Source organism: Kineococcus arenarius subsp. arenarius, assembly GCF_050871845.1.
Taxonomy (GTDB): Bacteria; Actinomycetota; Actinomycetes; order Actinomycetales; family Kineococcaceae; genus Kineococcus.
Map to the genome: position 1 here is coordinate 1 of NZ_JBJLSE010000015.1, position 21,845 is coordinate 21,845.

General features: G+C 78.4%; 22 protein-coding genes. 15 read left to right on the forward strand and 7 right to left on the reverse strand.

What is annotated here, in order from left to right; translation table 11 throughout:
* The coding region (locus ACRYM0_RS05985; protein ID WP_432503189.1) for a leucine zipper domain-containing protein at positions 1-155 on the reverse strand (155 nt) is incomplete at its 3' end.
* Between the two features lie 148 nt (positions 156-303).
* Positions 304-1,581, reverse strand: coding sequence for a Bcr/CflA family efflux MFS transporter (locus ACRYM0_RS05990; RefSeq protein WP_432503070.1), 1,278 nt, complete (start codon positions 1,579-1,581; stop codon positions 304-306).
* Positions 1,582-1,650: 69 nt separating this feature from the next.
* Here ACRYM0_RS05990 and ACRYM0_RS05995 point away from each other — a divergent pair, with 69 nt between their 5' ends.
* From ACRYM0_RS05995 to ACRYM0_RS06025, 7 genes are all read left to right on the forward strand, one after another.
* On the forward strand, positions 1,651-2,109 hold the full coding sequence (locus tag ACRYM0_RS05995; RefSeq protein WP_432503072.1) for a MarR family winged helix-turn-helix transcriptional regulator: 459 nt from the start codon (positions 1,651-1,653) through the stop codon (positions 2,107-2,109).
* A 103-nt stretch (positions 2,110-2,212) separates the two neighbouring features.
* The gene (locus ACRYM0_RS06000) at positions 2,213-2,917 is read left to right on the forward strand and encodes a FadR/GntR family transcriptional regulator (RefSeq protein ID WP_432503074.1); all 705 of its coding nucleotides are present in this window, start codon (positions 2,213-2,215) and stop codon (positions 2,915-2,917) included.
* A 68-nt stretch (positions 2,918-2,985) separates the two neighbouring features.
* Positions 2,986-4,410: a four-carbon acid sugar kinase family protein gene (locus ACRYM0_RS06005; RefSeq protein ID WP_432503076.1), complete on the forward strand. Its 1,425-nt coding sequence runs from the start codon at positions 2,986-2,988 to the stop codon at positions 4,408-4,410.
* 41 nt (positions 4,411-4,451) lie between these two features.
* On the forward strand, positions 4,452-5,375 hold the full coding sequence (locus ACRYM0_RS06010; protein ID WP_432503078.1) for an NAD(P)-dependent oxidoreductase: 924 nt from the start codon (positions 4,452-4,454) through the stop codon (positions 5,373-5,375).
* Positions 5,372-6,220: a class II fructose-bisphosphate aldolase gene (locus ACRYM0_RS06015; protein ID WP_432503080.1), complete on the forward strand. Its 849-nt coding sequence runs from the start codon at positions 5,372-5,374 to the stop codon at positions 6,218-6,220. Before ACRYM0_RS06010 ends, ACRYM0_RS06015 begins: the two co-directional genes overlap by 4 nt.
* Before the next feature lie 101 nt (positions 6,221-6,321).
* Positions 6,322-6,744 (forward strand): hypothetical protein, encoded by a 423-nt coding sequence (locus tag ACRYM0_RS06020; protein ID WP_432503082.1) that lies wholly within the window; start codon positions 6,322-6,324, stop codon positions 6,742-6,744.
* A gap of 312 nt (positions 6,745-7,056) precedes the next feature.
* Complete coding sequence (locus ACRYM0_RS06025) at positions 7,057-8,643, forward strand: cell wall-binding repeat-containing protein (protein WP_432503084.1); 1,587 nt, start codon at positions 7,057-7,059, stop codon at positions 8,641-8,643.
* A 32-nt stretch (positions 8,644-8,675) separates the two neighbouring features.
* Here ACRYM0_RS06025 and ACRYM0_RS06030 read toward each other — a convergent pair whose 3' ends face one another.
* Both ACRYM0_RS06030 and ACRYM0_RS06035 read right to left on the reverse strand, forming a co-directional pair.
* Positions 8,676-9,203 (reverse strand): 2'-5' RNA ligase family protein, encoded by a 528-nt coding sequence (locus ACRYM0_RS06030; protein ID WP_432503086.1) that lies wholly within the window; start codon positions 9,201-9,203, stop codon positions 8,676-8,678.
* The gene (locus ACRYM0_RS06035) at positions 9,200-9,502 is read right to left on the reverse strand and encodes a hypothetical protein (protein WP_432503088.1); all 303 of its coding nucleotides are present in this window, start codon (positions 9,500-9,502) and stop codon (positions 9,200-9,202) included. The genes ACRYM0_RS06030 and ACRYM0_RS06035 overlap by 4 nt, the downstream gene beginning before the upstream one ends.
* A 96-nt stretch (positions 9,503-9,598) precedes the next feature.
* Here ACRYM0_RS06035 and ACRYM0_RS06040 point away from each other — a divergent pair, with 96 nt between their 5' ends.
* A complete protein-coding gene (locus ACRYM0_RS06040; RefSeq protein ID WP_432503090.1) occupies positions 9,599-10,258 on the forward strand; it encodes a copper resistance CopC family protein in 660 nt (219 codons plus the stop codon).
* On the opposite strand, the gene ACRYM0_RS06045 is transcribed toward ACRYM0_RS06040, so the two are convergent.
* Positions 10,227-11,450, reverse strand: coding sequence for an MFS transporter (locus ACRYM0_RS06045; protein ID WP_432503092.1), 1,224 nt, complete (start codon positions 11,448-11,450; stop codon positions 10,227-10,229). The two genes, ACRYM0_RS06040 and ACRYM0_RS06045, sit on opposite strands and share 32 nt — an antisense overlap.
* Positions 11,451-11,640: 190 nt before the next feature.
* Here ACRYM0_RS06045 and ACRYM0_RS06050 point away from each other — a divergent pair, with 190 nt between their 5' ends.
* The 3 genes from ACRYM0_RS06050 to ACRYM0_RS06060 are packed head-to-tail and all read left to right on the forward strand — an operon-like array spanning position 11,641 to position 15,354.
* Entirely contained in the window at positions 11,641-12,699 is a 1,059-nt protein-coding gene (locus ACRYM0_RS06050) for a sensor domain-containing diguanylate cyclase (RefSeq protein ID WP_432503094.1), read from the forward strand.
* A gap of 31 nt (positions 12,700-12,730) precedes the next feature.
* Complete coding sequence (locus tag ACRYM0_RS06055; RefSeq protein WP_432503096.1) at positions 12,731-14,479, forward strand: DEAD/DEAH box helicase; 1,749 nt, start codon at positions 12,731-12,733, stop codon at positions 14,477-14,479.
* Positions 14,476-15,354: a LysR family transcriptional regulator gene (locus ACRYM0_RS06060; protein ID WP_432503098.1), complete on the forward strand. Its 879-nt coding sequence runs from the start codon at positions 14,476-14,478 to the stop codon at positions 15,352-15,354. Before ACRYM0_RS06055 ends, ACRYM0_RS06060 begins: the two co-directional genes overlap by 4 nt.
* A gap of 64 nt (positions 15,355-15,418) precedes the next feature.
* Here ACRYM0_RS06060 and ACRYM0_RS06065 read toward each other — a convergent pair whose 3' ends face one another.
* Positions 15,419-16,042 (reverse strand): superoxide dismutase, encoded by a 624-nt coding sequence (locus ACRYM0_RS06065; protein WP_432503100.1) that lies wholly within the window; start codon positions 16,040-16,042, stop codon positions 15,419-15,421.
* A 200-nt stretch (positions 16,043-16,242) separates the two neighbouring features.
* Between ACRYM0_RS06065 and ACRYM0_RS06070 the strand changes: the two genes are divergently transcribed.
* The 4 genes from ACRYM0_RS06070 to ACRYM0_RS06085 all read left to right on the forward strand — a co-directional run bounded on the left by ACRYM0_RS06070 (position 16,243) and on the right by ACRYM0_RS06085 (position 21,475).
* Complete coding sequence (locus tag ACRYM0_RS06070) at positions 16,243-16,977, forward strand: HAD family hydrolase (RefSeq protein WP_432503102.1); 735 nt, start codon at positions 16,243-16,245, stop codon at positions 16,975-16,977.
* Positions 16,978-17,091: 114 nt separating this feature from the next.
* Positions 17,092-17,475, forward strand: coding sequence for a cold-shock protein (locus tag ACRYM0_RS06075; RefSeq protein ID WP_432503104.1), 384 nt, complete (start codon positions 17,092-17,094; stop codon positions 17,473-17,475).
* 2 nt (positions 17,476-17,477) lie between these two features.
* Positions 17,478-18,296, forward strand: coding sequence for a DUF3027 domain-containing protein (locus tag ACRYM0_RS06080; protein ID WP_432503106.1), 819 nt, complete (start codon positions 17,478-17,480; stop codon positions 18,294-18,296).
* A gap of 152 nt (positions 18,297-18,448) precedes the next feature.
* Complete coding sequence (locus ACRYM0_RS06085; RefSeq protein WP_432503108.1) at positions 18,449-21,475, forward strand: sacsin N-terminal ATP-binding-like domain-containing protein; 3,027 nt, start codon at positions 18,449-18,451, stop codon at positions 21,473-21,475.
* Here the strand turns inward: ACRYM0_RS06085 and ACRYM0_RS06090 are convergent.
* Positions 21,472-21,765: a DUF2530 domain-containing protein gene (locus ACRYM0_RS06090; RefSeq protein ID WP_432503110.1), complete on the reverse strand. Its 294-nt coding sequence runs from the start codon at positions 21,763-21,765 to the stop codon at positions 21,472-21,474. The two genes, ACRYM0_RS06085 and ACRYM0_RS06090, sit on opposite strands and share 4 nt — an antisense overlap.
* Positions 21,766-21,845: the final 80 nt, after the last annotated feature.

Sequence of the window (21,845 nt, forward strand, 5' to 3'; positions counted from 1 at the left end):
CCCTCGGCGCGGTAGCGGGCCACCCAGCGGTGGGCGCACTGGCGCGAGACGCCCAGCTCGCGGGCCACGTGCGCCACGGCCCGCCCGTCGTGGACGACGCGCCGCACCAGCAGGGCACGGCCGTGGGCGGTTAGGCGGGCATTAGCGTGGGACATGAAGGCCTCTCGGTCGTTGGGCGGACGGCGTCAGACACCTCCACCCAGCACCAAGGGGCCTTCTTCGATCAAGCACCCACCCGGCGTGTCACCAACCTCATGGCCGAGTACACCTAGGGCACCCCGCAGGTCCCGGTGCGGCCGGGGTTCAGCCGTGCCGGCGCTGCGCGGGCACCCCGGCCCCGGCGCGGCGGCCGGCGTTGCCCCAGGCGCACCCGCCCAGCGCGACGGCGGCCGCGACGAGCATGACGACCGCGAGGTTGAGCGGGCTGGTGGCGCCGCCGAGGCTGACCAGCGGGGACGCGAGGGCGGCGAGCGCGAACTGCAGGGCCCCCAGCAGGGCGGAGGCGGAGCCGGCGGCGCGCGGCACGGCGGCCAGCGCGAGCGCGGTGCCGTTGCCCATCACCAGGCCCAGGGCGGCGATCGCGACGGCGATGGGCAGGGTGAACCAGCCCGCGGGCACGTCGAGCAGGACGAGCAGCAGCAGCGCCGCGGAGGCCAGCAGGCAGGCGCTCAGCCCGGTGGCGAGCAGGCGCTGCACGGGGAAGCGGCTGGCGAGGCGGGCCGAGGCGCCGCTGACCACGGCGAGCAGCAGGGCGTTGACGCCGAACACCAGGCCGTACTGGACCTCGCTCAGGCCCATCAGCTCCTGGTACAGGAACGGCGAGGCGGAGATGTAGGCCATCATCACGGCGAACCCGAACGCGAACGCGAGGGTGTTGCCGACGTAGGTGCGCGAGCGCAGATCCCGGGCGGTGGAGCCGGAGGCGGCGCGCAGCTCGCGCGCGACGGCGCGGCGGGCCGGCGGGTGCGACTCGCGCACGACCGCCAGGACGGCGACGAGCACCAGCACCGCGAGGGCCAGGACGACGGCGAGGATGCCGCGCCAGCCGACGGGACCGACGAGCAGGCTGCCGGCGAGCGGGGCGACGACCGGGGCCAGGCCACCGACGATCATCAGCAGGCTCAGGGCGCGCGCGGCGGCGGCACCGGCGACGAGGTCGGCGACGACGGCGCGGCCGATGACCATGCCGGCCGCACCGCCCAGGCCCTGCGCGACGCGGGCGGCGACGAGCACGCCCACCGTGAGGGCGAGCACGGCGAGCGCGCTGGCGAGCACGCACAGCACGGCGCCGGCGACCAGGGGGCGCACGCGGCCGAAGCGGTCCGACAGCGGGCCGAAGACGAGCTGGCCGGCGGCGGTGCCGACGAGGAACGCCGTCAGCGTCAGCTGCACGCCGGTCTCGTCGGTGCCGAGGTCGTCGGTCATCTGGGGGAAGGCGGCCAGGTACAGGTCGGTGGCGAAGGGGGCGATCGCGAACAGCAGGGCCAGCACGAGCAGCAGCCCGCGGGTGAGCCCGCGGTGGCCCTCGACGGGCGGGAGCGCGCGAGCGCCGGTGAGGTCGGCGGGGGCGGGAGTGGGCACGGGGGGTCCTCGTCGATCGATGATGTTTAGATAACTATAACCCGACAACGACCGTCGTACCCTGGAGCCGTGGGAACCACCGCGCAGCCGCCGGGGAACGACGAGCTCGCCGACCTCGCCGACCTGCTCATGACCGTCGCCCGCGACCTGCAGAGCCGGCACGGCGCCGTCGAGGGCGTCGTCGCGCTGACGGCCACCGAGACGACGGTGATGCGCCACCTCGACCGCAACCCCGGCACCTCCCCCAGCGCCGCCGCCGCGGCCACCGGCCTGCAGCGCAGCAACCTCAGCGCGACCGTGCGCTCGCTGGAGGCCAAGGGCCTGGTCGAGCGCTCCCACGACGCGCACGACGGCCGCGGGGTCGCGCTGCACCCGACCGCGCTGGCCGCGCGGAACCTCGCCCTGCTGCGCGCCCACTGGGCCGACCGCCTGCGCCGGGCCCTGAACGGCGGCGACGACGACGACGCGGTGCGCGGCGCGCTGGCCCTGCTGGAGCGGATCGAGCACGGCCTGGCCGCCGGCCGCTGACGCCCGGTGCGGCACGGGCAGCCGGGCCGCGCCGGCGGGCGCCGCTAGAGTCGACCGGCGCCCGATCACCGGACCGCGGCGCCGGGTGGGAGGGTCCGTTCCGTTGGCGCGCACGTCGCTGGTCAGCCAGGTGGCCGAGACGATCCTGGAGCAGGTCGTGCGCGGCGAGCTGCCCGCCGGGCAGCTGCTGCCCACCGAGGCCGAGCTGTGCGAGGCGCACGGCGTGAGCCGCATGACGCTGCGCGAGGCGCTGAAGACCCTGCAGGCGCAGAACGTGGTGCGCGCCGCGCCCGGCGTGGGCAGCTACGTGAACCCGGTGGAGCGCTGGACGGGGCTGGAGGCGGTGCTGCGGGCCACCTCCGCCGGCGCCGGGGACGACGCGACGTCCGTGCAGCTCGTCGAGGTGCGCCGGATGATCGAGACCGGCGCCGCCGCGCTGGCCGCCGCCCGCCGCGACGACGCCGACCTGGAGCGGCTGGAGGAACTGCTGGAGCGGATGCGCACCGCGCACGAGCACGGCGACGTGGACGGGTTCGTGCACGCCGACATCGCGTTCCACGACGTGCTCCTGCGCGCCTCGCGCAACCCGTTCGTCGCCGTGCTGCTGGACCCGCTCTCGCGGGTGCTGCGGGAGAAGCGCGAGCAGACCTCCGCCGTGCCGCAGATCCAGGCGAACGCCGTGGAGCAGCACGCCCTGGTGCTGGCGGCGGTGCGCGCGGGCGAGCCGGAGGGGGCTCGCCGGGCGATGGACGCGCACCTGCAGCAGACCGCGGAGGACCTGCGCCGCTACGTGCTCGACCCCTCCTGAGCACCCGCCCTCGACAGGGGCCACCCGGCCGCCTAAGATGTCTGACATCTGACAACAAAGGAGTTCTCATGGTGGACGAGGACAGCCTCCTCCAGCAGCACCCCTCCCCCGTCGCGGTGCCCGCCGCCCGCGTCGCCGAGGCCGTGGAACGCGCCGGCACCGTCCTGGTGGTCCTCGACGACGACCCCACCGGCACCCAGTCCGTGTCCGGGCTGCCCGTGCTCACCGCGTGGACCGAGGACGACCTCGCCTGGGCGCTCGGCCTGGGGGCGCCGGCGGTCTACGTGCTCACCAACACCCGCAGCCTGGACCCCGGCGAGGCCGCCGAGCGCAACCGGCAGGTCGTCACCGCGGCGCTGGCCGCCGCCGCCCGCACCGGCACCCGGGTCCGCTTCGTCAGCCGCAGCGACTCCACCCTGCGCGGGCACTTCCCGCTGGAGACCGACGTCATCGCCGCCACCCTCGCCGAGCACGGCGAGCGGGGCGTCGACGGTGTCGTGCTCGTGCCGGCCTTCCCCGACGCGGGGCGCATCACCGTCGGCGGCGTGCACTACCTGCGCACCCCCGACGGGCTCGTCCCGGCCGGCGAGACCGAGTTCGCCCGCGACGCCACGTTCGGCTACCGCAGCTCCGACCTGCGCGAGTGGGTGGCGGAGAAGACCGCCGGCCGGGTGCGCGCCGCGGACGTCGTCGTGCTCGACCTCGACGTCGTGCGCGCCGGCCCCGCCGCCGTCGCCGCGGCCCTGGCCCCCGTCACCGGCGGTGCCCCGGTCGTCGCCGACGTCGTCACCGAGGACGACATGCGCCTGCTCTCCCTGGGCCTGGCGCGGGCCGAGGAGACCGGCAAGGAACTGCTGTACCGGGTGGGCCCGCCGTTCGTGCGCGCCCGCACCGGGCAGGAGGTCCACCCCCCGCTGACCGCGGCGGAGGTCTTCGGCGAGCGCCCGCCCCGCAGCGGCGGCGGGCTGGTCGTCGTCGGCTCGCACGTGGGCCTGACCAGCCGCCAGCTCGCGGTGCTGCAGGCCGAGCGCCCGGACGTGCGCTCCCTGGTCGTCGAGGTGCCCCAGGTCCTGGACCCCGCGCGCGCCGGGCAGCACGTCGCCGAGGTCGCCGCCGAGGCCGTGCGGCTGCTCGCCGACGGCGACGTCGTCGTGCACACCAGCCGCGACCTGCGGCGCACCGACGACCCCGCCGAGAGCCTGGCGATCTCCCGGCGCGTCTCCGCGGCCGTCGTCGAGGTCGTGCAGCGCGTGCTCGCCGCGCACCCGCCGCGCTTCGTCATCGCCAAGGGCGGCATCACCTCCAGCGACGTGGCCGCGCACGGCCTCGGCATCCGCCGCGCCCTGGTGCGCGGGCCGATGCTGCCCGGCATCGTCTCGCTGTGGGAGCCCGTCGACGGCCCCGCGGTGGGCACCCCGTACGTGGTGTTCGCCGGCAACGTCGGCGACGACGGCTCCCTGGCCGCCGTCGTGCGCACCCTCACCGCCCCGTGACCGACCCCGCGACCACCCCCGCGACCACCCAGGAGCCCCCGATGCCCACCACCCCCGGCTACACCGTCGCCGTCCTCGGCCTGGGCGCCATGGGGCTGCCCATGGCCACGCGGCTGACCGAGCAGCTCACCGTGCACGGCTTCGATCCCGCGCCGCAGCGGGCGGCGCTGGCCGCGGACGCGGGCGTGCGGACGTTCCCCTCCGCGCCCGAGGCCGCCACCGGCGCCGACGCCGTCCTGCTCGCCGTGCGCGACGGCGCGCAGCTGCGCGAGGTGCTCTTCGGCGAGCAGGGCGTCGCGGGCGTCCTGGCCCCCGGCGCCGTGGTCGTCATGACCAGCACCGTCGGCATCGACGACGTCGTGGACGTCGCCCGGCGCCTGGCCGAGCACGACGTCCACCTCGTCGACGCCCCCCTCAGCGGCGGCCCCGCGCGCGCCGGCGCCGGCGACCTGCTCATCGTGGTCGGCGCCGCCCCGCAGGCGCGCGAGAAGGCGGCGCCGGTGCTGGACCTGCTCGCCTCCACGCTCAGCGTCATCGGCGACGAGCCCGGTCAGGGCCAGGCCTTCAAGACCGTCAACCAGCTGCTGTGCGGGGTGCACATCGCCGCCGGCGCCGAGGCGCTCGCGCTGGCCGAGCGCCTCGGGCTGGACCCCGCCGCCACCCTGGAGACCCTCTCCGCCGGGGCCGCCGGCTCCTTCATGCTCGCCAACCGCGGCCCGCGCATGCTGCAGGCGCTGCAGGAGGAGGACCCCGAGGTCCTCAGCCGCCTGGACATCTTCGTCAAGGACATGGGCATCGTCACCCGCGCCGCCCGCGCCGCGGGCCTGCCGACCCCGGTGGCCTCCGCCGCCGAGCAGCTGTACCTGCTGGGGGCCGCGCAGGGGCGCGGCGCCGACGACGACTCCTCGGTGATCGAGGTCGTCGCCCCCCGCCCCGCGGGCACCAGGGGCGGGGCCGCCGGGTGAGGGCGCGCCTGGACGAGCTCGTCGCCGGCCGGCTGGCGGTGCGGGCCGCGCTGCCGGCGCTGAGCTGCTACGAGTTCGGCACCGCCCTGGCCGTCGTGGAGGCCGCCGAGGAGGCCGGCGCCCCCGTGGCACTGCTCGTGCCGCCGGCCGTGGCCGGCGGCCGGCACGGCCCGCGGCTGATCGCGGCCCTGCGCGTCCTGGCCGACGCCGCGAGCGTCCCCGTCAGCGTCCAGCTCGACCACGCCACCGACGTGGACCTGGTGCTGGAGGCGGTCGCCGCGGGCGCCGACGCGGTGCTCGCCGACGGCTCCAAGCTCCCGCTGGAGGACAACGCCGCCTTCGTGGCGCGCGTGCGCGAGCTCACCGCCGGCTCCGGCACCGTCGTGGAGGCCGAGCTGGGCGACATCGCCGGCGACGAGGACCGCGCCCTGAGCGTGCACGCGGCCGGCAAGACCGACCCCGAGCTGGTCGCCGGGTTCGTGGAGGCGTCCGGGGCCCAGCTGCTGGCGGTCTCCGTCGGCAACGTCCACGGCCGCTACGCGGGTGAGCCGCGGCTGGACTGGCCGCTGGTGGCCGCGGTGCGCGAGCGCTGCCCGGTCCCCCTGGCCCTGCACGGGGCCTCCGGCCTGCCCGAGGACGACCTCGCCCGCGCCGGGGCCGCCGGCCTGGGCAAGGTCAACGTCAACACCGAGCTGCGCGCGGCGGTGCTGGACGCCACGCAGGAACTGCTGCCGCGCACCCGTGCGGCGGGCGACGACGTCCTCACCCTGGAGGCGGCGCGGCGCACGGCGGCGCACCGGTTCACCGGCTCGCTGCTGCGCACGCTCACCCCCGCCCCGCGCTGAGCGGGTCCACCACGGGGGGGCCGCTCCGCGTGGAGGTGGGGACCGCGCCACCCTCCTCCCGCCCCTTCCCCCGTCCTCCCGCCCTCTGCCACCCTCGTCACGTGGACCAGGAGGTGGACACCTTCGGTGCCGGGGTGCAGCGCGGGGTGCTGTGCGGCGCCGTGCTGGGTGCGGTGCTCGTCGCGGTCCGGGGCGGTTCCACGCTGAGCGGCGAGGACGCCGGGACGATCCTCGTGACGTTCGTGGTGCTGGGGGCCTTCACCGGCTCAGCCGCCGGCGCTGTCTGCGGCACCGTCGCAGCGGTGCTCCAGCGGTCGGCGCAGCGTGCCGGTGCCGCCGAGGCGTGGTGGGTCGCCGTCTGCGGCGCACTGGTCGCAGCCGCGGTCACCGCCGGCGGTCTCGGCCTGTGGCCCGTGTTCTTCAAGGGCGTGGCGCCGCCGGGGTCGCAGGGAGGCTGGGTGCTCGTGTGCGCCGCCACCGCGCTGTGGCAGGTCCGCCGGGTGCAGCACCGGTTCGCGGGGTAGTCCCGCGGGTCCGGCGCTCCCGGCCGAGGACGACCTCGCCCGCGCCGGTGCCGCCCGTCTGGGCGAGGTCGACGTCGACACCGAGCTGCGCGCGGCGGTGCTGGACGCCACGCAGGGACTGCTGCCGCGCCCCCGTGCGGCGGGAGGCGCGGCGGGGCACGACGGGGCACGACGGGGCACGACAGGGCTTGTCGATCCCGTGACGATCCGTCCGCGGCGGCCGTCAGGCCGGGCCCGAGCGGCGGGACGCGCCTAGCGTCGGGGGTGCGGGTCCAGCGCCGGACCCGCGAGGCGACACGGGAGGAGAGGACCGTGGGAACCACCCCGCAGGACGGACACCGCACCGGACGCCGCGCGGCGCTGACCGCCGCCGCGGTGCTGGCGCTGGCCGTCCCCGGCACCGCAGCGGCCGGCGCCACCACCGGTACCGTCACGGGCAGCAGCACCGCACCCGCCGCGGCGAGCACCACCGCAGCCGCCGAGGTGACCGCGGCCCGCGCCGGCGGGGCCGACCGCTACGCCACGGCCGCGGTGGCCGCCACCGAGGTCACCCACCCCGGCGGCGCGGCCACCGCGGTGCTGGTCACCGGCGAGGCCTTCCCCGACGCGGTGGCCGCCGCCGCCCTCGCCGGGCAGGCCGACGCCGCCCTGCTGCTCACCCCCGGCGACCGGCCCCACGAGGCCACCGCCCGGGCGCTGGACGAGCTGGGCGTGCGGGAACTGCTGGTGCTGGGCTCGGAGTCCGCCGTGAGCGCGCAGGTCGTCGACGCCTACGCCGGCGGCACCCGGCGGGTCACCCGCCTCGGCGGTGCGGACCGGTACGAGACCGCCGCCCTCACCGCCCGGGAGGTCGCCCGCCGCGGTGACGTGCGCGAGCTGAACGGCTACCGGGCGGCGTTCCTCGTCAGCGGGGAGGACTTCCCCGACGCCCTGGCCGCCTCCGCCCCGGCCGCCGCCGGGGCACCGGCGCCGGTGCTGCTGACCCGCCGCGGGGAGCTGCCGGCGGCCACCGCGCAGGCGCTGCGCGACCTGGGCGTCGAGCACGTCTGGATCGTCGGCGGCGAGGGCTCCGTGGCCGCGGAGGTGCAGGCGCAGCTCGAGGGTGCGGGCATCGGCAGCCTGCGGCTGGGCGGCGCGGACCGGTACGGGACGGCGGTCGAGCTGGCCCGCGAGTTCGTGCCCACGCCGCTGCTGGACGGCTCCAGCGCCACCCTCGCCCGCGGGGACTCCTTCCCCGACGCCCTGGTGGCCGGCGTCACCGCCGCCGCGACCGGGGGCCCGGTCCTGCTGACCGCCTCCGCCGACGACCTGGGCGCCGCCACCCGGGACTACCTCGCGACCCCCTCGGGGCAGGTGTCCGTGGTGCGGGCGGTCGGCGGCCAGGGGGTCCTGACCCCCGACCTGCTGGCGCGGGCCGTGCACACCGTCGAGACGGGCCTGAGCACACCGGTCCTGCCGGCGTGGGAGCTGAGCCCGGCCGACCCGGTGACCGTGCCCGCCGGGGACGTGGCCGACTTCGCCGTGCGCGCGCTGCCGGGCGGGCCGGCCGTGCCCTTCGAGCTGGACGTGGTGCTGTTCGAGTGCACCGCGGCCGGCGAGGTGGACGGCGCGTGGACGTTCACCGACGCCGACGGCGACGGCCTGGCCGACGGCTACGCGAGCACCGACACGGGCTCGGCGGCCATCGCCGTCGTCAACGGCCAGGACGTCGCCGACGCCGACGCCGTCGTCAGCGGGGCGCTCGGGGGCGAACTGACGTTCCGGCTGGCCAGCGCCGCTCCCGACTGCGCCGTCCCGGTCGCCTTCGACGACACCGGCAGCGACGACGGCTGGCTGGCCGTGGACGGCGCCGGGCGGCCGCTGGAGCCGTACGCCGCCGGCCGGGCGGAGTGGACGTGAGCAGCCGGGCGTGAGCGGCTGGGCACGGGCGCTCAGCCGAGCGGCACGGCCTCCAGCAGCTCCCACGGGCCGCCGGCGCAGCGGTGCACCTGCACGCCGGTGGCCCGCACCGTCCACGGCGAGAACCCCGCCGAGAGCCGGGCCACCAGCTCGCGCGCCCGCTCGGGGGGCACGAAGTTCTGCACGGTGACGTGCGCGGAGAAGCGCTGCGCGTCCTGGCGGGTCAGCCACGGCGCGAACCGGCCGGCGAGGTCGGCGCGCAGCGCGTCCAGCGGCGCCGAACGCAGCACCAGCGCCGCACCTCGGCCCAGCGAGCGCACCCCGCTCACTTCCACGGCGAAGGGCGGACGGCGGCACGCGTCGGCCACCTCGGTCAGCACCAGCGGCAGCCGTTCGCCGGGCAGGGCGTGGAACAGGGTGACGTGGGCGCCGACCTTCAGCCGCTCGGGCGGGAAGTGCCGGCGGCGCAGCTCGTCGAGGTGCTGCTGGTCGCCGGGGTCCAGCGCCAGGGCCAGCACCAGCGGGGCGGGGTCCCCGGGCCGCCCACCGGGCCCGTTCACCGGGTGGTGAGCAGCCAGACGCCCAGGGCGGAGGTCGCCAGGGAGAGGACGGACAGCACGGTGGCCGCCACCCACCAGGCGCGGTGCGGCGCCCGGCGCGCCAGCGCCCGCACCGACAGCACCAGCACCACCAGAGCGACCGCGATCGCCAGGGGGAAGAAGGCCAGCGAGCACAGGATCGACAGCCCCGCCGCGATCGTGGCGCCGATGGCCCCGATGGAGGGGTCGGGCGCCACCTCGGGCTCGCGGGGGAGCACCGGCGGTGCCGGCCGGGGGCGGGGGTTCCTGCGCTGGGCCACCCGTCCACTGTGCCAGCCGCCGCGCACGCCGCCGCGGGCCGGTGCCGCGGGACCGGCCCCCGGGCCTGCTCACCCCGTGCTCCGTAGGGTGGGCGCGTGCCCGCCACCGCCACCCGCCACCCGGCCACCCCCCGCCGCACCGCCCGCGCCGCGGCAGCGCTCGTCCTCGGCCTGAGCGCCGGCCTCGGCGGTGCGCTGGCCACCGCCCCGGCCGCCGCGGCGCACGACCGCCTCGTCTCCAGCGACCCGGCCGCCGACGCCGTGCTGGAGCAGGCGCCCGAGCAGGTGGTGCTGACGATGTCGGCCGCCCCCCTCGGGCTGGGGACGCAGGTGGAGGTCACCGGCCCCACCGGTGTCGTGTCCACCGGCGAGGCGCAGATCGTCGACGAGACGATCACCCAGGCGCTGGGCGGCGAGCGCCCCGCGGGCAGCTACGAGGTGCAGTACCGGGTGACGTCCTCCGACGGGCACCCGATCTCCGGCTCCTTCACCTTCACCGCCGAGGCGGCGGCGGCCGCGGCCGGCGCGGCCACCACCGCCCCCACGCCGGACGTGGTGACGTCCTCCCCGGCGACCGAACCGGCCCCGGCCACGGAGAGCTCCCCCGCCGCGGACGGTGACGCGGACGCGCTCGCGGACGTCGCGGCGGACGACGGCGGGACGAGCACCGGGGTGGTCGCCGCCGTGGTGGTGGCCGTGCTGGCCGTGCTCGCCGGCGCCGGCGTCATCGTGGCGCGCCGGCGCCGGCGGGGCTGACCTCCCCCGCCGGCGGGCGCACCCGGCGCTCGGCGCGCACGTCCACCAGCCACAGCGCGGTCGTCAGCAGCGCGAACGCCGCGCCCACGGCCGTCACCGCGCCCCAGCCGCCGGCGATCCAGGCCGCCGACCCGGCGGCCGAGCCGAGCGCGCCGCCGGCGAAGTACGTGGTCATGTAGGCGGAGTTCAGCCGGGCGCGGGCGTCCGGGCGCAGCGGGTAGATCACGTTCTGGTTGGACACGTGCACCATCTGCAGGCCGAGGTCGGCCACCGCGAAGCCGGCCACGAACAGCACCAGGGACGTCAGCGCGTCCGAGGCGGACAGGCCCAGCGCCGCCCAGGACGCCACCAGCAGCAGCGCACCGGCTCCCGTGGCCAGCTGGGTGCGGCCCGCGTCGGCCATCCGCCCCGCCAGCGACGCGGCCAGCGCGGCGCCCGCCCCGACCAGGGCGATCAGGCCGATGGCGCCGTCGCTGAGGCCGAAGCGCTCCCCCGCCAGCAGGAACGTCATCGTGCTGAACAGCACCGAGACGCCCGCGAAGCCCGCCGCGCCCAGCAGGGCGCGGGTGCGCAACCTCGGCTCGGCGCGCACCAGCGCCGCCGTGGAGGCCAGCGTGGCCCGGTAGCCGCCCACCCTCCGGGGCACGCTCACCGGCAGGCGGCGGCGCAGCACCAGCGCCAGCAGCACCAGCCCGGCGGCGACCACCGCGTACGGCGCGTGCCAGCCGGCCACGTCGGCCAGCGCTCCGGACGCGCTGCGCGCCAGCAGCGCGCCGACGAGCAGGCCGCTCATCACCGTGCCCACCGCCCGACCGGCGCGGCCGGGTTCGGCCAGCTCGGCGGCGAAGGGCACCAGGACCTGCGCGGCCACCGAGAACAGCCCCGCCACGGCGGTGCCGATCAGCAGCACGGGGAACGACGTCGCCACCGCGCACACCGCGTGCCCGGCCGCGGCCAGCAGCGCCAGCGCGGTGAGCAGTCGGCGGCGCTCCAGCAGGTCGCCCAGCGGCACCACGAGCAGCAGGCCCAGGCCGTAGGAGACCTGCGCGGTGGTGACCAGGGTGGCGGCGCTGCCCTGCCGCACCCCCAGGTCGGCGGCGATGGTGTCCAGCAGCGGCTGGTTGACGTAGTTGCCGCCGACGGTCAGGCCGGTCGCGACGGCCATGAGCAGCAGCAGGGAGCGGGTGAGCACGCACCCAGCGTGCTCCCGTGCGGCGGCCACCGTCCAAGCGGTCGCAGACCCCCCACCGATCGGGGAACGCGATGGGTCCGCCCCTGCGGCAGCGCGCGGGCGGGAGCGGACCACCGCGCGGTGCCCGCCCCCGGACCGGCCGTGACCCGGCGACCTTGCCCTGCCGGGCGGCGGCGGGGAGCATGTCGGGGTGGCACCCCCGGCTCCCGGGCCGTCAGCAGGGCCGCTCGCGACGACGCGCAGCGCCGCCGTCGCGCGAGCGGTGCGGGCCGGCGAGGACAGCGAGCAGCTGCAGCGGCTGGTGCGCACAGCGGCGCGCGTCCTGCACGTCCCGGTGGTGATGGTCTCCTTCGTCGCCGCGGACCGCGAGATCATCGAGGCCGCGGTCGGCCTGCCGGAGCCGTGGGCCTCGCTGCGCTCCACCCCGCTGAGCCACTCCCTGTGCGCCCAGGTCGTCCGCCTGGACGGTCCCGTCGTCCTGTTCGACGCCCGCACGGACCCCGCCTACCGGGAGCACGCGGCGGTGGTGGAGATGGGCGCCGGCGCCTACGCCGGCTACCCGCTGCGCCACGGCGGGCACGCGCTGGGGGCCTTCTGCGCGGCCGACTTCGTCCCGCGGCAGTGGTCCGCCGGCGACCTGCAGCTGCTGGAGGACCTCGCCGCCGCGGTCTCCGGGGAGCTGGGCCTGCGCATCGCGCTGCAGGAGCTGCAGGACTCGCACGAGCAGCTGCGCGGGGTGGTCGCGGAGCTGCGCGAGCAGTCGCGCACCGACGCCCTCACGGGCGTGGCCAACCGCCGCCGCTTCGACGAGCGCCTGGCCGAGGAGGTCGCCCGCCTGCAGCGGCGGCCCGGCTCCCTGGCGCTGGTCCTCGTCGACGTCGACCGGCCCGGGGAGGCCGGCGGCACCGCGGGGCACCGGGCCGGTGACGAGGTCTTGGCCGAGGTGGCCGCCCGCGCGCGGTCCGTCCTGCGCGGCACGGACCTCGTCGCCCGCCTGGGGGGCGACCAGCTCGCCGTGCTCCTGCCGGACGCCGACGCGGCCGCCGCCGCCCGGGCGGCGCGGCGCGTGCGCCGGGTCGTCCGGGAGCGCCCCGTCGCCGGAGCGGCGATCACCGTCACCACCGGCACCGCGGCCTACGTGCCCTCCCGCGGGGTCGAGCAGTTCCTCGCCGACGCCGACGCCGCCCTGCACGAGACCGGCGGCGCCGGCGCGGACCAGGACCAGGACCAGGACCAGGACGAGGGGTGAGGGGCCGCACCGGACGGGGCAGACTCGGGGCATGAGCGCACCCGAGGGCCCCGCCTCCGCCGACACCCCCGGCTCCGCCGACACCGCCGACACCGCCGGCACCGCCGGCACCGCCTTCGCCGACCTCGCCCTGCGGGAGGAGCTGCTGCGGGCCCTGACCGCGCTCGGGTACGAGGAACCCACGCCCGTCCAGCGGGAGGCCGTCCCGCCGCTGCTGGCCGGCCACGACGTCCTCGGGGTTGCGGCGACCGGCACCGGCAAGACCGCGGCCTACGCGCTGCCCCTGCTGCACGTGCTCGCGCCGCTGCCCGAGCGGCCGGGCACCCCCACCGCCCTGGTGCTGACCCCCACCCGGGAGCTGGCGGTGCAGGTCTCGGAGGCGATGTACAAGTACGGCCGCGAGCTCGGCGCCCGGGTGCTGCCGGTCTACGGCGGCACCCCCGTCGGCCAGCAGCTGCGGGCGCTCTCCCGGGGCGTGGACGTCGTCGTGGCCACCCCCGGGCGGGCGCTGGACCTGCTCGGGCGCGGGGCGCTGAGCTTCGAGGCGCTGCGCACCGTCGTGCTCGACGAGGCCGACGAGATGCTCGACATGGGTTTCAGCGAGGACATCGAGACGCTGCTGTCCGCCACGCCCGAGGAGCGCCAGACGGTGCTCTTCTCCGCGACCATGCCCGCCCGCACGGCGGCGCTGGCCCGCCGGCACCTGCGCGAACCGGTGCGGGTGCGCATCGAGCGCGCCCCCCTCGCCGAGGGGGACGTGCCGAAGGTCCGCCAGAGCGCCTACCTGGTCCCCCGCGCCCACAAGACGGCCGCGCTGGGGCGGGTGCTGGACGTGGAGGCGCCCAGCGCCGCCATCGTCTTCTGCCGCACCCGCGAGCAGGTGGACGCGGTCACCGAGAGCCTGAACGGGCGCGGGTACCGGGCCGAGGCCCTGCACGGCGGCATGGGCCAGGACCAGCGCGAGAAGGTGCTGGGGCGGTTGCGGGCGGAGACCGCGGACCTGCTGGTGGCCACCGACGTCGCCGCCCGCGGCCTGGACGTGGAGCACCTGAGCCACGTCGTGAACTACGACGTGCCCAGCGCGCCGGAGTCGTACGTGCACCGCATCGGCCGGGTCGGTCGGGCCGGGCGCGAGGGCGTGGCCATCACGCTGGCCGACTCCCGCGAGCACCGGATGCTGAAGACGATCGAGCGGGTCACCGGCCAGCGCATCGCCGTCGAGTCGCTGCCGACGGTCGCCGACCTGCACGCCCGGCGCCTGGAGCTGACCCGCGCCGCGCTGCGCGAGAGCCTGCTCACCGACGACCTGGACCGCTTCCGCCCGGTCGTGGAGGCCCTCGGCGACGAGTTCGACGTGGTGCAGGTCGCCCTGGCCGCGGTCAAGCTCGCCCACGAGGCCACCGGGGGCCGCGACGACGACGTCGACATCCCGCAGGAGCGCCCGGCGAGCGGCGCGGCCGGCGGGCGCGGCACCGGGCCGGACCGCGGCCGCCCGCCGCGCCGCGGGAGCGGGGAGGCGATGACGCGCCTGTACGTGGGGGCGGGGCGCAGCGCCGGCATCCGCCCGCAGGACCTCGTGGGGGCGATCGCCGGGGAGTCCTCCCTGACCGGGCGGGACGTGGGCGCCATCGAGATCACCGAGCGGTTCTCGCTGGTGGACGTGCCCGCCGACAGGGCCGAGGAGGTCATCCGGGGCCTGCGCGCGGCGACGCTGCGCGGCAGGCGGGCGACGGTGCGCCGCGAGCGCCCGGCCGGGCGGGGCGCGGCCGCGCGTCGGTGACCCCCCTGCAGCTGCGGTGCGCGCTGGCCGTGGCCGACGCCCTGCACTTCACCCGCGCCGCGCACGAGGTGGGCATCGCCCAGTCGGCGCTCAGCGCCCACGTCGCCCGGTTGGAGGACGAGCTGGGCGCGGCGCTGTTCGAGCGCACCAGCCGCAGCGTGCGGCTCACCGCGGCCGGCGAGGCGCTGCTGCCGCGCGCCCGCGCGGTGCTGGCCGAGCTGGACCGGCTGCGCACGGACGTGGCCGCGGTCACCGGGGCCGTCGAGGGGCCGCTGCGCATCGGCACCATCCCGACGCTGGTGGACGTGGACCTGGCGGGGTTGCTGGCGCTGCTGCGCGAACGGCACCCGGGGGTGCGCGCCACCGTCGTGGAGCAGACCTCCGGCCGCACCCTGGCCGCCGTGGCCGACGGCACCCTGGACGTGGGGTTCACCGGCACCGCGCTCAGCGAGCCCCTGCCCGGCGTGCAGGTGCAGGTGATCGCCACCGAGCCGCTGGCGGCCGTCGTCGCCGAGGACGACCCGTGGGCGGCCCGGCGCCGGCTGCGGCTGCGGGACCTCGCCGGGCGGGCGGGCGTGGACTTCCCCGCCGGCACCAGCGGGCGCCGGCAGAGCGACGAGGCGTTCGCGGCGGCCGGCCTGGCGCGCGAGGTCGCCGTGGAGAGCTCCTCGGCCGCCTTCCTGCTGGCCCTCGTGCGCGCCGGGGTGGGGGTCGCGCTGCTGCCGGCCTCCGCGGCGCGGGCGGCCGGCGGGGTGCGGGCGGTCGCGGTGGTCGACGCGCCGGTGCGCCGGGTGTGCGCCGTGCACGCCGGCGCGGCCTCCTCCGCCGCGGCTCGCGCCTTCCTGGACCTGCTCGGGCGGCGGCTGCCCGCGTGAGCGCCACGAGGGGCGGCCCCCGCCGGGGACCGCCCCTCGCACGTCAGCGCGGGTCAGCGCACCGTCACGGGACGATGAGGCCGGCCGTCTGCGAGCGCGCCTTCTCGAAGCGCTGGGCGGCGTCGGCCCAGTTCACGACGTTCCACCACGCCTTGACGTAGTCGGCGCGCACGTTCTTGTAGTCCAGGTAGTAGGCGTGCTCCCACACGTCCAGCAGCACGATCGGCACCAGGCCGAGCGCGATGTTGCCCTGCTGGTCGTACAGCTGGACGTTGATGAGCTTCTGCCCCACCGAGTCCCAGGCGAGGATCGCCCAGCCGGAGCCCTGCACGCCCGCGGCGACGGCCGCGAAGTGCGCGCGGAACTTGTCGAAGGAGCCGAAGTGCTCGTCGATGGCGGCGGCCAGCTCGCCGGTCGGCTTGTCGCCGCCGTCCGGGGAGAGGTTCGGCCAGAACGCCGAGTGGTTGACGTGCCCGCCCAGGTTGAAGGACAGGTTCTTCTCGTGCAGGTTCACGGTGGCCAGGTCGTCGGCGTCGCGCGCCGCGGCCAGCTTCTCCAGGGCCGTGTTGGCGCCCGTCACGTACGCCTGGTGGTGCTTGTCGTGGTGCAGCTCCATGATCGTCCCCGAGATGTGGGGCTCGAGCGCGGAGTAGTCGTACGGAAGGTCCGGCAGCGCGTAGTCAGCCATGTCGTCTCGTCGTCTCCTCGTCCTTCGCGTGGGTCCTCGCGCGGGGCGGGCGGCCCCCGGGGGGCCCGGGGTGCCGGGCACCCGCGCGCTCGACCTTCGCGCAGCCTCCCGGGCCGCGCAACCGGCCGCGGCCAGCATCCCACCTGGTGATCACGCCGCCGGGGACGGGGGTGTCGGCGGCGCCTGGCACTGTTGACCGCGTGACCTCCCCCGCCCGGACCGACCGCCCCGCCCCCGCGCCGCCCGCCGCGCCCGTCGTCGGCTTCGACCTGGACATGACGCTGGTGGACTCCAGCGAGGGCATCGCCGCGACGCTGCGCGCGACGCTGGCGGAGGCGGGCGTGCACGTCACCGCCGCGGACGTGTGGCCGTACGCCGGGATGCCGCTGGAGCTCATCGTCGCCGGCCTGGTCCCCGGCGCCTCCCCGGAGCGGGTGGCCGGGCTGGCCGCGCGCTACCGCGAGCTGTACCCGTCCCTGGGCGTGCCGGGCGTGCGGGCCTACCCGGGCGCGGCGGCCGCCCTGGCCGCTCCCGCCGCGCACGGCGGGCGCAGCGTCGTCGTCAGCGCCAAGCACACCCCGAACGTGCACCGGGTGCTGGCGTGCGCCGGGCTGGACGGCGCGGTACGCCCCGAGGACGTCGCCGGCGACCTCTTCGCCGAGCAGAAGGGCGTGCGCCTGGCCGAGGCGGGCGCGACCGCCTACGTGGGCGACCACCCCGGCGACGTGCGCGCCGCCCGCGCCGCCGGCGCCGTCGCCGTGGGGGTGACCACCGGCGCCCACGACGCCGCCGCGCTGCGCGGGGCCGGCGCCGACGTCGTCCTGGACGGGCTGGAGGGCTTCCCCGCCTGGCTCGCCGCGCACGCCGCCGACCTCGCCGGTGCCGCCGCGGGCGCGGCCGGGCGGCGGGAGGGCACCGCCCCCGGATCCCGTTAACCTGGGTACCGGCCGACGCGCCCCCGACCGGGGCCGCGCGACGGCCCGCAGACACCCGATGCTCACCGGGCCGCGGCCACCGGCCGCGCCCACCGCTCACACGAGAAGGTTCCCGTGCCGACTGGCAAGGTCAAGTGGTTCGACGCCGACAAGGGGTTCGGCTTCCTCGCCGCCGAGGACGGCGGCGAGGTGTTCGTGCACGCCTCGGCGCTGCCGGCGGGCACCACGACGCTGTCCAAGGGCGCCCGCGTGGAGTTCGGCGTCGTGCAGGGCGAGCGCGGCACGCAGGCGCTGTCCGTGCGGCTGCTGGACCCCGTGCACTCCGTGGCGCGCGCCACCCGCAAGAAGCCCGAGGACATGGTCGTCATCGTGGAGGACCTCATCAAGCTCCTCGACGGCGTCTCCGCATCGCTGCGCCGGGGCCGCTACCCCGAGAAGGGCGGGGCCCGCAAGGTCGCCACCGTCCTGCGCGCCGTCGCCGACGACCTCGAGGCGTGAGGGTGGCCGAGAGCACCGCGGCCCGCCCGCGCCGCACCCGCAAGCCGGTCCTCGACGCGGCGACGGCCGGTGCCGTCGACCTGGCCCGCGCGGCCGCCGAGGAGGTGGCCGACGCCGGCACCGTCGGCGAGCACCTGGAGGCCGTCGCCGAGGGCGACCGGGTCGTCAGCCACGCCTTCGACTGCCTGCTGCCGGGGTACCGGGGCTGGCGGTGGACGGTGACGCTGACGCGCGCCTCCCGCGCCCGCAACGTCACCGTCAGCGAGGTCTGCCTGCTGCCCGGCGACGAGGCGCTGCGCCCGCCGCAGTGGCTGCCGTGGGCCGAGCGGATCACGCCCGGTGACGTGGGCCCGCGCGACACCCTGCCGCGCAAGGCGCACGACCCCCTGCTGGAGCAGGGCTACGAGGCCGTCGGCGACGACGAGGCCGACGCGCTGGCGCTGTGGGAGCTGGGCCTGGGCCGCGAGCGGGTCCTGTCGGCGCAGGGTCGCGACGAGGCCGCGACGCGCTGGTACGAGGGCGACCGCGGCCCGCGCACCGAGATCGCCGAGAACGCCGCCGCCCCGTGCTCCACGTGCGGGTTCTACCTGCTGCTGGCCGGTTCGCTGCGGCAGGTGTTCGGGGTGTGCGCCAACGAGTGGTCCCCCGAGGACGGCCGCGTCGTCAGCGCCGACCACGGCTGCGGCGCGCACAGCGAGACCGACGTGGAGGCCGAGCCGGAGGCGGCACCGCCCGCACCGCTGGTGGACGACCTCGCCGTCGACGAGCTGGACCTCGTGGGCACCGCGGACGACGCCGACGACGCGGTCCCGGCGTCCTGAACCGTCCCGCGGCCGGGGTCGGCCCCGACCCGTTCGGCACCGCGCGGCTGCGCGAGCGGGTCCTGCAGGCCTGGGCGGCCTCACCGGCGCGGCTGCGCGAGGACGCCAACGCCGAGGAGGACGCCGCCCTCGGCGCCTACCGCGACCGGCTGGTGGTGGAGCTGGCCCAGAACGCCGCCGACGCCGCCTCGGCCGCCGGGGTGGGCGGCCGGCTGCTGCTGCGCCTGGACGACGACCGCGCCGGCGGGCCGGGGCGGCTGCTGGCCGCCAACACCGGCGCCCCGCTGGACGCCGCGGGCGTGCAGGGCCTGGCGACGCTGCGCGCCTCCGCCAAGCGCGGCGCCGGCGCCGAGGTGGTGGGCCGCTTCGGCGTGGGCTTCTCCGCGGTGCTGGCCGTCACCGACGCCCCCGTGGTGGCCTCCACCACCGGCGCGGTGCGCTTCTCCCGCGAGGACAGCGCCGCCCTGGTGCGCGAGGTGGCGCACCGCCCCGGCGGCGAGGGGCTGCGGGCGGAGGTGGAGCGGCGCGGCGGGCACGTGCCCGTGCTGCGGCTGCCGTTCCCCGCCGAGGCCGTCCCCCCCGCCGGTTTCGACACCGCCGTGGAGCTGCCGCTGCGCGACGCGGCGGCCCGCGAGCTGGTGCTGGAGCTGCTGGCCGGCACCGGGGACGTGCTGCTGCTGGCGCTGCCCGCCCTGGACGAGGTGGTCGTGCAGGTGCCCGGCGAGCCGGACCGGGTGCTGCGCGACGTCGCCGACCGCTGGCGGGTGCTGCGCCGCGCGGGCCGTCACGAGGCGGCGGTGCTGGCCGGCCGGGGCGTGGAGGAGCGCGAGCGACCCGCCTGGCAGCTGGCGTGGGCGCTGCCGCGCACCGGGTCCGCGGCACCGGCCGGACCGGGCGTGCTGTGCGCCCCCACCCCCACCGACGAGGACCTGCCGTGGCCGGCGCTGCTGGTGGCGACCCTGCCGCTGGGGCCGGACCGGCGCCGGGTGGTGCCCGGGCCCGCCGCCGACGCCGTGCTGGACGCCGCCGCGCAGGCGTACTGCGACCTGCTGGTGCAGGTCGCCGCCGACGGCGGCGACGCCCCGGCCCTGCTGCCGCACGGGGTGGCGGCCGGCCGGCTGGACGCCGAGCTGCGCGAGCGGGTGCTGCTGCGCGCCCGCGACGCCCCGCTGCTGCCCGCCGTGGAGGCGGTGCCGGCTGAGCCGGGCGAGCCGGCTGAGCCGGGCGGCGGGGGCACGGGGCGGCTGCTGCTGCGGCCGTCGTCGGCGATCGCGCTGCGCGGCGCCGGGGCCGACGACCCGGTGCTGCTGGCCGCGCTGGCCCCGTCCCTGGCGGGCCTGGTGGCGGCGCCGCGCGCCGTGGACCGCCTGCTCACCGAACTGGGCGTGGTGCGCGTCGGCCTGGCCGACGCGCTGGAGCTGCTGCCCGGTGCGGGCCCGCCCGCGGCCGCGCGCGAGCTGTTCGCGGCCCTGCTGCCGCTGGCGGCCGACGCCTCGGCGCGCGAGGCGGTGTCCGGGCTGCCGGTGCCGCTGCTGGACGGGCGCACGGTGCGCGGCGCCCGCGGCGTCGTCGTCCTGGACGCCGCCGCGGCCGACGCCCTGGACCCCGGTGCCGCCCGGCTGCTGGCCGGGTACGGCCTGCGCGTCGCGCACCCGGAGGCCGCGGCCGGCGCGGCCGGTGAGCTGCTGGTGCGCCTGGGCGCGCGGGAGGGCGGGGCGTGGGCGCTGCTCACCGACCCGGCGCTGGCGGCGGCCGCTGCGGACTCCCCCGACGCCGAGGACCCCGACGCCGTCGCGGACGCGGTGCTGGCCGTGGTGGAGGCCGCGGTGAGCGGCCCGGACGGCCCCGTCGACGCGGGGTCCGTGGCCCGGGTGGCGCGCGACGTGCCGGCGCTGCGCGACCTGGCGCTGCGCGACGCCGACGGCGAGCTGGCGCCGGCCGGCGCCCTGGTGCTGCCCGGCACGCTCGCGGCGCGCGCCCTGGACCCGGCGGCGGTCGCGGAGGTGGACCCCGAGCTGCTGGAAGTGTGGGGGCCGGGGGTGCTGCGGGCCGCCGGCGTGCTGGCCGGGCTGGTCGCCGTGCCGGTGACCGCCCTGGACCTGGGCGACGCCGAGGAGGTCGGCGACGCGGTGGAGCGCGGGGTGAGCGGGCTGGACGAGTACGTCCAGGAGGTGTGGGGCGACGTGCTGGACGACGCGGCCGACGGCCCCGGCGACGACGCCGGTCCCGACGGCGCGTGGGGCACCGTGGTGGAGGACGCCTGGGCGGTGCCCGACCTGGACCTGGTGACCGGGTGGTGGCCGCAGGTGCTGGGCGAGCTGAGCGCCGACCCGGTGGGGGCGGCCGCCCTGACCCGGCCGTGGGCGGTGGGGCACCGCCGCCGGCCGGGGCCGGCAGCCTGGTGGCTGCGCACCCGCGGGCCGCTGCCTCCGGTCAGCCGCGCCCCCGGGGGTGCCGCACCGGGGTGGCTGCCGGTCGCGCCGCAGTGGGTGCAGGAGCTGCCGGCGCCGGTGCGCGCGGCACTGGGGGTGCTGGAGGACCTCTCCGGCGCCGGTGCGCACGACGTGGCGGGCCTGCTGGCGGCGGCCGCCACCGACCCGGCCGCGGTGCCGGTGGCGGACCTGCTGCGGGTGTGGGCCCTGCTGGCCGCGCACGCGGACGAGCTGCCCCCGCAGCCGCCGCGGGTGCTGGCGGCCCTGGACGCCGCCGGGCGGGTCGTGCGGGCCGGCGCCGGCGAGGTGGTGGTGGCCGACGACCCCGGCTGGGCGCAGCGCACCGACCTGGGCCCGCGCCTGCTGGTGCCGGCCCGGTGCGCCACGGCGGTGGCGGACCTGCTGGACGTGGACCTCGCCTCCGACCGCGCCGACGGCGTGGTCGAGGAGTCCGGCGACGGCGGCGTGCGGCCGGTGCCGTCCGAGGTGGCGGTGCTGCTGCCGGGCTGCCCGCCGTCGTGGCGGGCGGTGCGGCGGCTGCGGGTGGACGGGCACGAGGTGGCGTTCTGGGTGGAACCGGCGGACGGGCCGGGCGCGGCCACCGTGCGGGCCACGGGCCCGACCGCCGCGGCCGCGGGCCTGGCGCTGGCGGCGGGCCGATGGGCGCTGCGCCGGGCGGTGGCCGACCTGCTGACCGCGGACGCCGGGCAGCGGGCCCACCTGCTGGCGGAGGAGCTGCCCGGCTAGCGCACCCGCGGCGGTGCCCCGCCGGGCTCCGCGGGCCCGTGCTCGCGCCGCCGGGCGGCGCGGCGCTCGCGCCGGTGCACGTACCCCAGGCCGATCAGGCCGAGCGCGATGCCGGCGATGCACGAGCCCAGCCAGCGCCCCTCCCCCGTGTCCCGCACCTCGGGCACCACGAGCGCGACGACGAGCAGGACCCCCCACACGGCCAGGCCGACGAGCACGGCGCGGCGGTCGTCGGTGCGCAGCGGTGGCGGCGGGGGCTTGGCCCGGGAGGGCGGCAGGTACAGCGGCACGCCCCCAGTGTGCGGGACGGGCCCCTCTGGTGGGATGGGTCCCGTGCCCCAGCAGACGCCCGGCCCCGCCCGCCCCGCCT

Bases quoted from the DNA above. Each gene is read 5' to 3' on its own strand.
- ACRYM0_RS06005 (WP_432503076.1), top strand. From the start codon at position 2,986: ATGGTGGACGAGGACAGCCTCCTCCAGCAGCACCCCTCCCCCGTCGCG.
- ACRYM0_RS06010 (WP_432503078.1), top strand. From the start codon at position 4,452: ATGCCCACCACCCCCGGCTACACCGTCGCCGTCCTCGGCCTGGGCGCC.
- ACRYM0_RS06055 (WP_432503096.1), top strand. From the start codon at position 12,731: ATGAGCGCACCCGAGGGCCCCGCCTCCGCCGACACCCCCGGCTCCGCC.
- ACRYM0_RS06065 (WP_432503100.1), bottom strand. From the start codon at position 16,042: ATGGCTGACTACGCGCTGCCGGACCTTCCGTACGACTACTCCGCGCTC.